Source organism: Streptomyces sp. A1136, assembly GCF_004795055.1.
GTDB lineage: Bacteria > Actinomycetota > Actinomycetes > Streptomycetales > Streptomycetaceae > Streptomyces.
Window position 1 is genome coordinate 21,563 of the sequence record NZ_SSBJ01000018.1, and the last position, 13,712, is coordinate 35,274.

Annotated in this window: 14 protein-coding genes; 5 read left to right on the top strand and 9 right to left on the bottom strand. The window is 70.3% G+C overall.

The genetic code is table 11. From position 1 onward, the window contains the following. Positions 1-663, bottom strand: a complete 663-nt coding sequence (locus E6R62_RS18765) for a TetR/AcrR family transcriptional regulator (protein ID WP_136214621.1) — start codon at positions 661-663, stop codon at positions 1-3. A 178-nt stretch (positions 664-841) separates the two neighbouring features. Next, positions 842-1,747, bottom strand: coding sequence for a Ku protein (locus E6R62_RS18770; RefSeq protein ID WP_136214622.1), 906 nt, complete (start codon positions 1,745-1,747; stop codon positions 842-844). 167 nt (positions 1,748-1,914) lie between these two features. Between E6R62_RS18770 and E6R62_RS18775 the strand changes: the two genes are divergently transcribed. Further along, entirely contained in the window at positions 1,915-2,133 is a 219-nt protein-coding gene (locus tag E6R62_RS18775) for a hypothetical protein (protein WP_136214623.1), read from the top strand. 53 nt (positions 2,134-2,186) lie between these two features. Here E6R62_RS18775 and E6R62_RS18780 read toward each other — a convergent pair whose 3' ends face one another. Then, complete coding sequence (locus tag E6R62_RS18780; protein WP_240801753.1) at positions 2,187-3,194, bottom strand: ATP-dependent DNA ligase; 1,008 nt, start codon at positions 3,192-3,194, stop codon at positions 2,187-2,189. A gap of 549 nt (positions 3,195-3,743) precedes the next feature. Between E6R62_RS18780 and E6R62_RS18785 the strand changes: the two genes are divergently transcribed. Beyond that, positions 3,744-4,280 (top strand): hypothetical protein, encoded by a 537-nt coding sequence (locus E6R62_RS18785; RefSeq protein WP_136214624.1) that lies wholly within the window; start codon positions 3,744-3,746, stop codon positions 4,278-4,280. Between the two features lie 306 nt (positions 4,281-4,586). Here E6R62_RS18785 and E6R62_RS18790 read toward each other — a convergent pair whose 3' ends face one another. Both E6R62_RS18790 and E6R62_RS18795 read right to left on the bottom strand, forming a co-directional pair. After that, positions 4,587-4,940, bottom strand: coding sequence for a hypothetical protein (locus E6R62_RS18790; RefSeq protein WP_136214625.1), 354 nt, complete (start codon positions 4,938-4,940; stop codon positions 4,587-4,589). Positions 4,941-5,020: 80 nt separating this feature from the next. Beyond that, on the bottom strand, positions 5,021-5,500 hold the full coding sequence (locus E6R62_RS18795) for a hypothetical protein (RefSeq protein ID WP_136214626.1): 480 nt from the start codon (positions 5,498-5,500) through the stop codon (positions 5,021-5,023). Positions 5,501-5,938: 438 nt separating this feature from the next. Here E6R62_RS18795 and E6R62_RS18800 point away from each other — a divergent pair, with 438 nt between their 5' ends. Then, a complete protein-coding gene (locus E6R62_RS18800) occupies positions 5,939-6,592 on the top strand; it encodes a hypothetical protein (RefSeq protein ID WP_136214627.1) in 654 nt (217 codons plus the stop codon). A 474-nt stretch (positions 6,593-7,066) separates the two neighbouring features. Here the strand turns inward: E6R62_RS18800 and E6R62_RS18805 are convergent, their stop codons facing one another. Beyond that, positions 7,067-7,327, bottom strand: coding sequence for a hypothetical protein (locus E6R62_RS18805; protein WP_136214628.1), 261 nt, complete (start codon positions 7,325-7,327; stop codon positions 7,067-7,069). Positions 7,328-7,481: 154 nt separating this feature from the next. Between E6R62_RS18805 and E6R62_RS18810 the strand changes: the two genes are divergently transcribed. After that, positions 7,482-7,823 carry a hypothetical protein gene (locus E6R62_RS18810; protein ID WP_136214629.1) on the top strand — a complete coding sequence of 114 codons (342 nt, stop codon included), beginning with the start codon at positions 7,482-7,484 and terminating at the stop codon, positions 7,821-7,823. 55 nt (positions 7,824-7,878) lie between these two features. Continuing rightward, the gene (locus tag E6R62_RS18815; RefSeq protein WP_136214630.1) at positions 7,879-8,862 is read left to right on the top strand and encodes a phosphotransferase family protein; all 984 of its coding nucleotides are present in this window, start codon (positions 7,879-7,881) and stop codon (positions 8,860-8,862) included. A gap of 58 nt (positions 8,863-8,920) precedes the next feature. Here the strand turns inward: E6R62_RS18815 and E6R62_RS18820 are convergent, their stop codons facing one another. The 3 genes from E6R62_RS18820 to E6R62_RS18830 are packed head-to-tail and all read right to left on the bottom strand — an operon-like array spanning position 8,921 to position 13,704. Next, a complete protein-coding gene (locus tag E6R62_RS18820) occupies positions 8,921-10,165 on the bottom strand; it encodes an ATP-grasp domain-containing protein (protein WP_136214631.1) in 1,245 nt (414 codons plus the stop codon). Further along, complete coding sequence (locus E6R62_RS18825; protein WP_136214632.1) at positions 10,162-12,291, bottom strand: aspartyl/asparaginyl beta-hydroxylase domain-containing protein; 2,130 nt, start codon at positions 12,289-12,291, stop codon at positions 10,162-10,164. The genes E6R62_RS18820 and E6R62_RS18825 overlap by 4 nt, the downstream gene beginning before the upstream one ends. A gap of 15 nt (positions 12,292-12,306) precedes the next feature. After that, the gene (locus tag E6R62_RS18830; protein WP_136214633.1) at positions 12,307-13,704 is read right to left on the bottom strand and encodes a hypothetical protein; all 1,398 of its coding nucleotides are present in this window, start codon (positions 13,702-13,704) and stop codon (positions 12,307-12,309) included. Positions 13,705-13,712: the final 8 nt, after the last annotated feature.

Consider the following 13,712-nt stretch of genomic DNA (forward strand, 5'->3'; position numbering starts at 1 on the left):
CTAGCCTCCGGTTTTGAGACCCACAATCCGCAAGGCCGCGTCGGCGGTCGCCTGTGCAAGATCCCCAGTCGACCTCGCCGAATCACAGCGGCGAGCGAGGACCGCGCCCTCGACGAGGGTGAAGACCAGATCGTTGCGAAGACTGAGAGCAGCCCCGTCCACCCCCAGCCCGCTGTCAGAAGCGATGCTCTCCAGCAACTCCAGGTAGGCGTCGCGCAGTTGCTCCCGCATGTCGTGGAACCGAGCAAAGCGTTCGGAACCCGCTTCGGGCAGAAGGTAGAGGGCGCCCGGGCATGGGTCGACACATAGCGCCAGCACCTCCATATGGCAAAGCTCCCACAGTCTTTCCGAGGCGGGCCGGGCCGCCTCGGAAAGCAACCGGCGAGCCCGCGTGAGAGAGGCCGTCACCGTGGACTCCAGCAGCTCCGCGAGGATCTCTTCCTTGCCTGAGAAGTAGTAGTACATGGTGGCTTGGCGCATGCCGGCCCGTTCCGCAATGGAACGTGTGGTGGTGACGCCGTACCCCTGCCGGGTGAACAGCTCGGTCGCTACTTTCAGGAGTGCATCGCGAGGCGGTCGGTCGCCGTACGGCTGGAACTGGCTTGTACGCGGACGACCAACCCGGGCGAGCTCACCGGTCGCTTTGCCTGATCCCCTGCTCATAGATTGATCGTCACATAGTCCGCACAGAACAAGCCAGGTCTAGATGACATCACGCCACTGAGCGGCCCGTAGTGACGGCTCACCGAACGGAGCTACGGCCTCAGTGCCTGTGCAACTCAGCGTCCCGGGCTTTTGCTCGGCAGTGGCGGCCTGCTCTACCCGATGGGGCCTGCCTGGCTCAGGCGCTGCGGGGTTTGCGGCCGGCGCTCTTCTTCGCCGGAGCCTGCTTGGCGGCCGCCTTCTTCGCGGCAGTCTTTTTGGTGGTCTTCTTCGCGGCGGGCAGGTCGTGGACGGTGGCATCAGGCCCGTCGCTGCGGGAGGCTTTGGCTTCGTTCACGGACTTCTCCAGCATGGCCATCAGGTCCACGACCTCCGCCGAGGCCGGCTGGGGGGCCTCGCCCGGCTCGGGCCGGGTGCCGGCGGCCTTGGCCTCGATCAGCTTCTCCAGCGCCTGGCGGTATTCGTCGTGCATCTCGCTGATGTCCCGGCCGGAGAGGGTGTCCGCGAGAGCGATCGCCGCGTCGATCTCCTCGTCGGAGACCTCCACATCCGGGACCTCTACCTGGCCGGGGTCCCGGATCTCGTCCGGCCACCGCATCCCATGCAAAACGATCACATCGTCCAGGACCCTCAGCAGCCCGAGCCGCTCCCGGTCGCGCATAGCGAACTTGGCCACCGCGACCTTGCTGCTGCGCTTCAGCGCCTGGCGCAGCAGTTCGTACGGCTTGGCGGCGACGCCTTCCGCGGCCAGGTAGTAGGAGGCGCCGATGCGGATCGGGTCGATGCTCTCGGTGGGCACGAAAGCCACGATCTCGATCGCCTTCGCCGTTGGCAGGGGAAGGGCGTCGAGGTCCTCATCCGTGACGGGGATCAGGGTGCCGGTGGCCGTCTCGTATCCGCGTGTGATCTCCGACTGGGTCAGCTCCTTCCCGTCGGCCTCGCACACCTTCCGGTAGCGGATCCGGCCGCCATCCGCGACGTGGAACTGGTGCAGCGAGATCGCATGCGACTCGGTAGCCGGAAATACTTTGATCGGAATCGTCACTAGACCAAAACTGATCGCACCGGACCAAATAGGGCGCATCTACTTATCTCCTCGCGAAAGCTCTCAATCCAGCCTCGCACCATCACCGGTACCTCCACCGCCACAGGGGGCCGGCCGGGCGAACGCCCGACGGCCGGCAGCCCGCCCCCGCAGTCGGTCGGCCCCGCATGCCTGTGACGACGAATGCCGTGGGGCGTTGTGGTGGCATGGACGAAGACTTCCTCGACGCGCTCCTCGATGCCGCGGGCGAGACCCGGCTCAAGCTGCTGACCGAGGACGAGGCCAGAGCGATCATGATGCTCCTCGGTGCCCTTGAAGGTGAGACCCGCTCGGAGGAGGTTCGCCGGGCCGCGGGCGAGATGCGCTTCCGTCTCGGATCACGTCTGGGAACCCCGACGGACTGCTACGGCCCGATGCCGTCCTGACGACAGACGCCGGACCTTGCCCCGTGGGGAGGTGTGCTGCCTCAGCCCTCGGATCAGGCTGTGTCCGCCTCGAACCGGGGTACGTCGCGCGCGGTGAGGTCGAGGCGCAGGCGTTTGAAGCGGACGGGGTGGCGGTAGATGCCGCCGTGGTCGACGGAGGTGTCGGCGCTGATCTCGGCGACCAGCTCAGGGCGGACCAGGGTCACGTCCAAGGCATCGCGGCTGCCCCACGTCGTAGCGAACCGCATGCCGGTCCAGGGATGGTCCTCGTCGGCCGCGGTGATGCTTGCGGCGACGAGGCGGGCCGCTTCCGCGCGCAGGGGAACCGTGCGGCCGATAGGGCGTAGGTGGTCGTGGCTGTCGTGGCGACCCAGGAGGAGGAGCTGCGGTCGAAGCAGCGTTCCGGTGATCGCGCCGATGATCGCCTCGACGGTGTCCCGCCGCCTCAGTTTGTACCACCCCCTGTATCCCGGCCGGTAGGGCTGGTTCATGGCTTTGACCACGACGCCCTCAAGGCCGGGAACATCGGTCCAGGTCTCCAGCCACTTCTGGGCTGTGATCAGGTCCGTGGTCATGGGGCACAACGTCCACGGTGTCTTGAGCCGGTGGGTGGAGAACAGTGTTTCGAGTCGCAGGCGGCGCTGCCGATACGGATGGCGTAGCACCTCGACACCGTCCTCCTGGAGGACGTCGAAGGCAATGAAGAACGCGGGCAGGGACGCGGCGAGCTCGCGCGCGGCGCGGCCGCGGGCGGCGGTGCGGCGCTGCAGTCCCTCGAAGGAGAGCCGGCCCGCTGCCGTGTCCCAGACCACCAGCTCGCCGTCGAGGACCAGGCCGTCCGGCAGCTGCGCGGCGGCGACGAGGTCGGGGAAGCTGTTTTGGATCAGCGTTCCGCGCCGGGTCTGCACCAGCAGCTGGCCGGCGGCGCCGGTCGGGGTGAAGAGGAGCGCCCGGTAACCGTCGAACTTCTGCTCATACGCCAGCTCACCCAGCACGCCGGGGCCCGGCACCGACTCCACAGCCTGCGCCAGCATCGGCTCCACCGGCGGCCGCAACACCACCCGACGGTCCTCCTTCCCACGCGCCCGATCCCCGCAGCCGACGCCAGGCCGCCACACCGCGAAGCGGCCCGGCAGGCCGGTGATGCCTCACGCAAGGCGGTGCTGCGCCTCCCGCAACTGCTCTCTGCACGCCTTACACAACGGGTTCCCACCCACCCCGTACCTATGGGTGGTCGTCTGGCACCGCCGGCACGGACCCGCCTGATCACGCGACCAGGTGACGGGAACAGGGCGCGGGGTGGGGGTGGGGGTGCTCATGAGCAGGACCTCTCTTCGGGGCGGCACTGTAATGAACCGTTTTTCCGCCCCGGCATTCCCGGCCCGCGGGGCCAGGTCACGCGAGGCGCCTCGCCGGGAGTCGAACATCTCAGTCGAGCGAGAAGTGACCGCGACGCTCGGCTGGGCGGGATCGTGCCGGCTCTGTCCGGCCGGGACGGGGGCGGTGCTTCAAGCCGTCATCTGGCCTGCTCGCGCGTCACCCTCGTTCGCGCGCTTCCATCCCGGCGCGTCCTCGTTGTCCTGGTCACTCGATCAAAGGGAGGCGCCCCCATGCGCAGGACAACCCTCGCCGGGCGGTTCTCGGCAGTGTTGCTGGCAGCCACCGTCACCGCGGCTGTAGTCGCAGGTGTCAGCCCGGCGTACGCGGTGGAGCGGTGCAAGGTGTCGTCCCAGACCATCGACAACCCGGCCTACAGCGGGCCCTGGCCCGACAACTGGGACTTCACCGTCAAAGCCTGCGTGACCGAGACCGGCTCGACCATCCGGCACTGGGCGACGCTCTCATGGGACCTGCCGGAGTCCTCCACGCACCCGGGCTCCATCTTCAACACCACCGGTACCTACGTCGAGGTCACGGCCATGGTGGCCGGGGGTGGTCTTGCCGTCACAAAGCGTACCGACATGGCCTCGCGCCTGAACAAGGCCAGGGACGGGTCCACCACCCCGGCGTCCTACTCCTCGCGCTGGTCCAACCGCCACCGTCTCCTCACCGACGTGATCTTGTTCGTCGACTGGAAAGGCGACGGGAAAGGACCGCAGAAGCTCCACTTCGCCCCTTCCCCTTCGATCCCCGGCTCGGCACGCTGAACCGGCCTGCAGGCCCGTGTGACGGTGCGGGTCGTCCACTCTCGCCTCGCCGCAGCAGCCGCAGGCCATGGCGGCCCCGTGCGGCCGCGACGCCTAGAGCGCCGGCTGCCCCCTCGGTCACCGCAGGATGCTCCATACAGGTCATGCGCAGTGGTGGTGTGCACCATGCGGCGGTCGAGGGGGCAACGTGGTGAAGGGAGTCCGCCCGGGAGCCCTTCGCACGTCGACCGGGCGGACCGCAGCAGGCAGGGCTGCATCGTGGCCTCCCCGGGCGTGAGCCATCACCCTTCAGATCAACGGGGTGGCTTACCGGAGGGGAACGAGCAGGCCGAGGGCGACCGCCGCCCGGCGGCACCCAGCCAATGCCGCGGCGAGTTCGACGCGTACATCTGTCCCCGGCTCGTAAGCAGCGGCCGCCGCGCGGACGGCCGCCTCGCGCAGTTCACAGCGGGCAAGGTCCGCTTCCCCTGGCACGCCCGTGCAGGTGGCTGCGCCCTCAACCGTGTCCAGGAGCAGCGCGATCGTGTCCGGAGCGTACGGGTGGCGGCGTACGTACACGCCTAGTGTGCCCGGCACCCAGGCGGCGAGCTGGGCGCGGATGGTCTCGCACAGTGCGCCGACCGCGTCGGCGGACGCCGGTCGGACGGTGATGTCCTCCATGACGTCCATGGTGGCCCCCACTACTGACAGCGCCTCGGCACTCACCTCAGCATCGGCCTGTGAACGCCCCGTATCTCTTGCTAGGAGACCGTCCTTGACGCCTGCGCCTGGACCAAGCCCTGGACGTTGGCGCGGAGCTCGTTCAGTCCGAGAGCAGTGAGCATGTCAGCCAGCGGCCCGGCAAGGGACTGGGCCGCTGCCGTGTCCCGCTTGGCAACGACGTGCCAACAGGCGTGCGCGTTTCGGGCCGCGCGCAGGGTGTCCGCTTCGGGCTGGGCACGGGCAGCCTGGCGGCGTAGAGCGGTCTTGATGAGCAGCTCGACTGTGGCTGGCCAGTCGGTTCGCCGGCACAGGGTGAGCCAGGCGCGAGCAGTGAGCATCGTGATCGTGTAGGGGTGGCGGGGCCCGTGGAGGTCCTCCAGGAGGACCTCCATCTGGCTGGCCAGCGCGACGGCCGTCGGTAGGTCCCCCCGTCCGTGCGCTGCCCACATCTCCGCCCACTGGTCCCGGAACGGCTCCGGGACCAACGTCGCCGGTGGGGCAGTGGAAGCGGCCGACACAGCCGGGGGATACGGGGGCATCGGGGGCACGGGGGCCGGACCTGGCTGAGAGGTTCGCATGCCTGATCAACCTTCCGAGGCACCCGCTGGCACGGGCTGTTCACCGACTCCACCCGCACGAGTCGTGATTCGCCGATCCGGACCTGAGCGCCTCCCGGTGCCGAGACAGTAGTGCCCGTGCCGACGCCTGCTGAGCCGATCTGCTAGGGCCTGTCCGGCGGATCAGGTCAGACGTAGGTCGATCCAGTGGGCTCCGTACCTGCTCGCGCTGTCGGCCAGCAGCCGGTCAGGTGCTGCCGCTCGACACTGATCTCGCCCATGGCCTGCTCCTCGGAGCCTCAGCGGTCTATCCGATCCATCGAGACATTCGCCCTGCATCCAGCTGCCAGAGGCTCCCGGACATCGTGAGTGTCAGTGCTCTTTGACACCATGATCCACATGAGCAAGGTAGTGAACTTCAGCATGGCGAACCGCAGTCAGGTCGTCCGTTTCCTGCCCGCCAGGGACCTGAGCGCCGACGAATCACGGCGCCTGGGCGGTATGCGGGAGAAGGCACGGGCACGCCAGAACGATCTCGATGCCCAGGGCGTGGACTGGGGACTGTCGGTGCAGGACGCGCTGGAAGAGCTGATCGCCGGTCGAGCCGACTCCGCCGCCGATCACGCTGGCAGCGCCTACTATGCGGCCCTCCAGATCGTCATCGACCACAATGCAAGCGATGACGAGACCCTGGGAAGTTACCGGAGCCCTTCCACCCTTTTCTCGGCTCTGGACGACGCTTTGAGGGCTGCGGGCGTTCCGGCAGACCTGCTGCCCAATCAGTACATCTATAGCGGCCCGCCATCGGAGATCGGGTTCTACATTCCCCGACCTCTGGAGGGTTCGCCGGAAATCGGGTGCTGGCCGCTGGCGAAGGCGGGGCCTGCGGCGGATGCCTACCGGGCGGTGGTGGACCGGATCGAGCCCGGTCTGCGGTACGACCTGGAGGAGCTGATCAAGGTTCTCGATAGCTGGTCCTCCGAGTGGGTGAAGGGACGGGGCGCCTGGTGGTGGGCCGAGGACGGCTCGATCTTCTTCTCGATCACCGGGTGACCGACTGCCCGGCGGGCAAGGCAGTACCGACTGATCCACCACCCGCAACTTGAAGGGGTCCCCGTACCTGAATCCGCAGAAGCAGGTACGGGACCCCAGGCGTGGAGGTCAGCGGCCGGCCTTGCGCGTGAAGCGCCGCGACATCCGGCTGCTAGAAGTGGTCGGGCAGCCAAGGCTCGAAGAGGGCGGCGCTGTGGACAAGGGCCGCGAGAGCCTTATCCGATTTGGCGTGCAGCCGTCGCCGAGGCAGGCGCTGGGGACCGGGGCGCCGCCGAAGAATTGATCGATGAGGAGGCCGAGGCCGCCGACGACGACGCGGCCGCCGCGGACGGCGACCTGGAGGGCGTGCTCGCGCAGGTGGGTGATGTCGGCGATCGGTGGCCGTAGGGGCGGGTGGCGAATTGGTCGTACTGCTCCCACAAGCCGTCATCGGCGGGGCGAAGGTCAGTTGCTGGCGTTCATGGGCCCCGCCTTCTAGTAGTTGGTGGCGTCGCGGGCGGCATCGGCGTCCAGGGGGACCAGGAAGGTCCGGGCGAAGGCCAGGACCGCGGTGTCGTCCTGGTCGTGTGCGGTGGTGTGGCAGGTGATGACTCCGGTGTCGGGGCCGCGTTCGGCCGCCGGGCGGTGGTGGAATCGGCGGTCTCGCCTGTGCGACACGGCCGAGCCGGTCGTGCTGCGCGTGGCGCCGCCCGCCGAGCGGCCGTTCCTCTCCGAGGCGTACCTGATCTGCAACAAGTACGCCTCCATGCCGTGGCTGGCGCCGATCGCCGGACTGATGCCGCGGGTGCCGGATAGGCAACCGGAACGAGGGCTGGCGGTGGTTCCCCCAGCCCTTGTGTAGGAATTCCTACGGATGTAGCTTTCATACACCTCGCCTCTTGGAGGATTCATGACCACCCTCATCACCTTCGAGCTGCCCGGCTCCTCTGGCGGGTCCCGGACCGTAACCCTGCCCGAGGACGTCGCCCTCGCCCTGTACGACGGGTTGACGAACAGCGGGAAGGTCATCGACCCCAAGGCCGAGGGCTTCGACGAGCTGATCGTCTCCACTAGCCTGCTGAGTCGACTCATCGCCCACCTGACGCTGTCCCGCGAGCGTCACGTCGCGGCGGCCGACGCCACCAGCCCGCACGCCAACCGCCGGGCCATCGGCATCGCCGCCGCGATGCAGCCCTCGCAGCTCGGTGTCGTGCTGGAGCGCAACGGCCGCCCCCGCAACCGCAAGGCCTGACCAGCAGACTCCCGCCCCGCCCTCTCGAAGTCCTCACAGCCCGGAAGGAAGTCCCGTGGAACTCCACGTCATCGAGCGGCCCGCCAATGCCTTTCAGCAGGGCCTCACCGGCCTCCAGATCCAGGCGGTCGCCCAGCGCGCCTTCGGGCCCGGCACCGAGGTCCGTTCCGCGACGGAGCTGGGCGGCGGGATGTACAACACCACCTACCGCATCGACCTGGCCGGCCGCGCGGAGCCGGTCGTCCTGCGGGTGGCGCCCGAACCGGGCCGCCAGTTCCGCTCGGAGCGGGAGCTGATGCGCGCGGAGTACGCGTCGGTGCCGTGGCTCGCGCCGATCGCCGACCTGATGCCGCACGTCCTGGCATCGGACTTCACCCAGTCCGTCATCGGGCGGGACTGGATGATCCAGTCCTTCCTGCCTGGAACCCCGGCGCCGGAGCTCCTCGGCTCGTATCCGAAGGAGACCCACACGGCGTTCTTCCGGCAGATGGGGGAGATCACAGCGGCCGTGCACGCGGTTGCCGGGCCATGGTTCGGCCCGGTGGGCGGCCCCGGGCACACGCGGTGGAGCGAGGCTGTCGTCGCATCCCTGCACCTGATCGCCGAGGACGTCGAGAGCTGCGGCCTGGACGCGGCCGACCTACGCAAGGCCGCCGACGCCGCCCAGGCCGACGCGCAGATCCTCGACGAGGTGACGGTGCCGCGGCTGCTGACCGGGGACCTGTGGACGGTGAACACGATGCTCGCACCCGCCCCCGTCCCGACGATCTGCGGTGTCCTGGACATGGACCGCACCTGGTGGGGAGACCCGGAGGCGGACTGGACGATGCGGATGGCCCGCGCGAAGCAGGACGCCCGCACAGCGTTCTTCGACTCCTACGGCCGCTCGGAGGAGACCGAGAACAGCGTGTGGCGGCGGCGTCTGTACGAGGTGCGCCACCTCGGCGCGCTGCGCCTGGAGCGGCACCGGCTCGGTAACGAGGCCGGCGTCGCGGACTCCTACGGGGCGGTGGCCGAGGAGCTCGCCGCGCTGATCTGACCTCGGGCATATCGCAGGGGCGCCACCCATGGACCTGGGTGGCGCCCCTGCGGTGTGCTCAGGCGGGGTGGGGTTCGACCTCGATGCGGATGTCGTCGAGGAGTTGGGCGGCGCGGGCCGCCGTAGTGCGGGCGTCGGGGCTGACGACGATGAGGCTGCCGAGCCGTCCGGCGTTGGTGTGGGCGGGGCCGACCGGGTCGCCGAGGCGGGCGCGGAGCCGGACGAGGGGGGTGTCTGGGCCGGGTCGGGGCAGACCGGTGACGGAGGTGAGCCGGCCGGCCGCCGGGCTGGTGAGGAAGCGGACGGTGGCGTGGTGGTGTCGGGCGGGGGTGAGACGGGCGGGGCGGCCGAGGGCGATGTCCAGGAGGGCAATCCAGGGGTTGATACCGAGGGCGTGGTGGAGGAGTTCACCGATGTGGCCGGCGCCGATGCGGGCCGCGGTCTCGATGACGTACGGGCGGCCGGTGGGGGTGACGATGACCTCGGTGTGGGACGCACCGTTGCGGATGCCGACGGCGCGCACAGCCTTCGCCGTCTCCTGGTGGATGGCCTGTTCCAACGCGGGCGGGAGCTGGGTCGGCAGGGTGTGGGCGAGTTCGGCCCGGTGGGTGCCGCGGGTGGTGGTCTTGGTGGTGATGGCCAGGTGGGTGGTCCGGCTGTGCTGGGTGAACGACTCCACGCTGTACTCGCGCCCCGGGATGTATTGCTGGAGCAGCACCGTACGGCCCCCTGTGGCCGCGTACATGCCGGGTGCGGTGTGTGCGTGCTGCCAGGCGGTGTCCGCGTCCTGGAGGCTGGCCAGGACGGTGACGCCCTGGGATCCGGCGGCGTCGGCCGGCTTGATGACGACGGGGAGCCGCATGCCGGGCCGGAGGAAGCGGGTGCGCAGGGCGGCCGGGGTGGCGAGGGTGTGGGTGCGGGGCGCTGTGACGCCGGCAGCCCGAAAGGCGGTGGTCATGGCGTCCTTGTCGTGGGCCGCGTGCGCGGTAGTGGGGTCGTTGCCGGGAAGGTCCAGGAGGGCGCAGGTGTGGGCGGCCAGCGGGGTGAGGTACTCGTTGGTGGTGAGGACGGCAGCGGCGTTGATGCGGCGGGCGTAGGCGACGGTGTCGGCGAGGGCCTGTTGCGGGTTGGCCAGGTCGGTGGTGAGGGTGCCTGCCAGCAGGTTGTGGAGCGCCGGGCTGTAGCCGGTGAGGTCCTCGGTGGTGGTGACGGCGTGGACGGGGTGGCCGGAGGCGGCCGCGGTGCGGGCCAGGTGCCCGGACTCGGGGCCGGCCGCCTCCAGGAGCAGGACGGGACGGCTCACGTGAGGTAGTCCTCGCAGGCGCCGTCTCGGCGGGTGTCGAGGGTGAAGCAGTGGAAGCCGCCGCCGAACAGCCTTCTGTGGCGGTGCCGGACGGGGACGACGGTGAAGTGCTCGGCTTCGAGGGTCTTGATCAGGCCGGTGCAGTCCTGGTTGACCAGGACGGTGTCGGGGTCGACGGAGAGGACGTTGAGGTCGATGTAGGGGCTGGTCAGGACGAGGTCGGCGTCCCCGTACGCGGGGAACGCACCGGTGTCCGGCTGGGGCGGGACGATGAACTTCCATCGCTGCAGCGGTTCGGGGAGCATGTCCCGGATGCCGTCGTGCCGGGCGAGGAACACCCCGGGGCGCAGGGCGAGGAGCATGGAGTCGATGTGGTTGTCAGCCATGCGGTACACGCGGTGGATCCGGTAGCGGCCGGCCAGGTGGCGCTCCAGCCAGTCGACGCCGCTGGCGTGGTTGGACTGGGCGATGTTCACCACCAGGTCGCGGCCGAGGCGCAGGACCTGGGCGCCGTCGAGCATCATCTCGAAGCCGACGTCGTAGGGGCCCGGCTGCGGGTCGTTGATGGGTTCGGTGGGGCCGCCGAGGGTGGTGGTGGCGTCGCGGGCGTAGGAGAGGTCGAAGCTGGCGTCGGTCAGAACGGGCCGCGGCATCGTGGTCCAGCGCGCGCCGGCCTGCCAGTAGCCGGAGAAGACACCCGCCAGGAGGCGGGTTTCCAGGTAGCGGGCGCGGATGGCGGGCGGGGTCTCGATGATCTCGTCGCCGAGGATCAGGGTGTTGTCGCGGATGTTCAGGGCGGGGACCGGCGGGGCACTCCAGCCCAGGCCGGCGATCGGGGTCGGATCGGCGGGCAGCGGGATCGGCCGGTGCACGGTGATGCCGAGGTCGGCCAGGACCTGCGCGAGGTCTTCGACGTCCTCGGCGAGCTCGGCGGCGTAGCGGCGGTTGATCGCCCACTGCTCCGATGCTGCACCGCTGCCTGCGGAGGCGCGGTCGACGAGGCGGGGGTAGGCCCAGTCTGAGCGGAAGCCGGTGAGGTTCTCGTGGTGGAACAGCTCGAAGGACACGTCGCGGTCGTGGCCGGTGTAGTTGACGGCTGACCCGACGATGATCTCGCGCAGGCGGGTGAAGTCGTCGTGGCTGTTCAGGTGCATGGTGGGTGTTCCTTCGTCTCGCAGGTCAGGCGGCGGTGAGCGTGCGGTGGGTGTGCGCGCGGCCGTGACGGGCGTGCAGGACGGTCCCGCCGTCCGGGGTGGGGGCCAAGGTGCGGGCCTCGCTCCAGGCGTTGAACCGCCACTCCCCCGCCCGGCGGGCAGCAGCGCGAAGGTCCGCTCGGAGGTCGCAAGCGTGAGGTGGCCATCGGTGTGGTCGAGGCGGGCGGGCACGAGGTCGCCCTCCAGCGGCGCATCGTGCCCGAAGTCGGCGAACCCGGCGGGCAGATGAAGAGCGCGGGGGAGGCCCTCGGGGAGGTCCCTGTCCAGGGGGGTGAGGTGGTTGATCAGGGCGTCGGCTTCGGCCAGCTGCTCCTGCCAGGCCGGCGGAAACAGCGCGGCGAGCTCGCTGGTGAACAGGACGTCGATGACGGCGTGGACGCGGGTGGTGGTGCCGAGGTTGCGGACGGCGTGCTCGCGGGAGAAGTCCCCGTACCAGAACTCTCCGGGCTGCCAGGTGTGCTCGGTGCCATCGAGGTAGAGGACGGCGTCGGGATTGGTGGTCAGGGGGATGTGGAGGCGGGCGCAGCCGCGGGCCAGGCTGTACTTGGGGTCGCAGTGCCGCTCGACGACCGCGTTCGGGCCCAGGGCCATGAGGCGGGCCGCGTTCAGCGGGGCCGGGATGCCGGCGAGGACCTGGGCGAGGTAGGGCATGCGGTCCAGCCACCCGGTGGGGGCGTAGGTGTCGGGGCCCGGGCCGCCGGGGTCGGTGCGGGCGGGGTCGCCGTTCGGTGCGATCAGCGGCAGGACCCGCCAGTCGATGTCCGTGACGGCGCCGAGCAGTCCGCCCGGGGCGCGGCCCTGCTGGAGGTCCCAGGTGTGGCTGGTGACGTGGTTGAGGTCGGCGGCCAGGCGGGCGGCGTCCAGGGTCTGGTTCAGGCGCGCGGCGGCGGGCAGCAGGGGTGTGGTGGTCATCGGGGCGGGCTCCGTTCAGGAGGAGAAAGCAGTGACGAGGCCGACGTGCTGGGCGGGGTCGAAGGCGTCCTGCGGGCGGGTGGCGAAGCGGGCGTCGAGGCGGGCGAACGGCTCCTCGTGGCCGGTGGCGGGGTCGTAGGCGAGGCAGAAGACGAACTGCGCGCCGTCCGTGCCCAGGGCGATGGGCATGGAGACGATCACCCCGGTGCGGGTGGCGGGATTCCAGGCCAGGTCGAGGTCGGCGAGGGCCCGGTGGAAGGCGGCGCCGTCGGGGACGTGCCAGGTCGGGGGGACGTGGTACTCGACGACCGCGCGGGCCGGGCGGGCGGAGGTGTCGACGATCCGGTGCGCGATGACCTGGTAGATGTGCAGGCTCCCGGAGACCTGGGCGTTGACCTCGGTGAAGTAGATGCGGCCGTCAGGGGTGGTGATGGCGTCGGCGGACAGGTGGCCGCGGTAGCCGAGCGCCCGGTAGGCCTCGGCGAGCCGGGTGCCGCCGTCGACCAGGCGGGCGTGCAGCAGCGGGTCCAGGCCCTGGAGCGGGACGGTCTGATGGGACAGACGGCGGCCGACATAGTGCAGGCGGCCCTGCTCGGTCGGGCAGGTCCCGGAGTCGTCCGCGTAGTGCTCGGAGTAGATCGCCTCGGCGTTCGGGGCGAACGCGGCGACAACCACGGGGTGGCGGCCGTCGGCCGACGCCCAGTCCCAGCGCTCCTGCCAGTACGCCGCGACTCCGGCCGGGCCCGGTGCGAGGTGGTGCAGGTGCCGGGCGCCGACGTGGTCGGTGGCCAGCCGGCTGTCGGGGGCGAGAAGAATCTGGTTGCCGACGCCGGCGCCGTTGTGGGCCTGCTGGACCACCACCGCCTCCGCCTGGTCCAGGAGCCGGCAGGTGGCGGCGACGGCCTCCGCGCGGGAGCGGCAGACCTCGCCGGGAACGGTGGGGACGCCCGCTGCGGCGGCGATGGCCCGGAAGTTGGCCTTGTTGTTGCCGATCTCGGCGCCGCCCTGCCCGAAGTACGCCCCGCCGGGCATCCGGCCGGCCAGCCCCAGGGCGCTGGCGAAGCGGGCGACGGAGGCCGAGGGCCACAGGGCGAAGATCTCCCCGACGGCCTGCGGGCCGCCTGCGGGGCGCAGGGCGGCGCGGACCTGGTCGAGGAAGGCGGGGTCGGTGAGGGATTCGGGGTCCAGGAGCATCCCGCCGTGCCGACCGGGCGGGGTGGTCAGGACGGTGACCTCGCCGGGGCCGATGCCGGTGAGGGTGAGGGCGTAGTCGAGGAAGGCGGGATCGGGTTCGGTGCACAGGATCAGGACGTCGCCGGGGCGGGCGAACCAGGCCAGGCGCTGGGTCCAGGCCCGCATGTCCGTACGAGCGCGGATCGCGGGGTCGATGTGGTTGCCGATCAGGATGCGCAAGGGGGTCT

What these genes read in the sequence shown, in the direction of transcription:
- E6R62_RS18765 (WP_136214621.1), bottom strand. Translation starts at nt 663, where the DNA reads ATGAGCAGGGGATCAGGCAAAGCGACCGGTGAGCTCGCCCGGGTTGGT.
- E6R62_RS18770 (WP_136214622.1), bottom strand. Translation starts at nt 1,747, where the DNA reads ATGCGCCCTATTTGGTCCGGTGCGATCAGTTTTGGTCTAGTGACGATT.
- E6R62_RS18775 (WP_136214623.1), top strand. Translation starts at nt 1,915, where the DNA reads ATGGACGAAGACTTCCTCGACGCGCTCCTCGATGCCGCGGGCGAGACC.
- E6R62_RS18785 (WP_136214624.1), top strand. Translation starts at nt 3,744, where the DNA reads ATGCGCAGGACAACCCTCGCCGGGCGGTTCTCGGCAGTGTTGCTGGCA.
- E6R62_RS18790 (WP_136214625.1), bottom strand. Translation starts at nt 4,940, where the DNA reads ATGGAGGACATCACCGTCCGACCGGCGTCCGCCGACGCGGTCGGCGCA.
- E6R62_RS18800 (WP_136214627.1), top strand. Translation starts at nt 5,939, where the DNA reads ATGAGCAAGGTAGTGAACTTCAGCATGGCGAACCGCAGTCAGGTCGTC.
- E6R62_RS18810 (WP_136214629.1), top strand. Translation starts at nt 7,482, where the DNA reads ATGACCACCCTCATCACCTTCGAGCTGCCCGGCTCCTCTGGCGGGTCC.
- E6R62_RS18825 (WP_136214632.1), bottom strand. Translation starts at nt 12,291, where the DNA reads ATGACCACCACACCCCTGCTGCCCGCCGCCGCGCGCCTGAACCAGACC.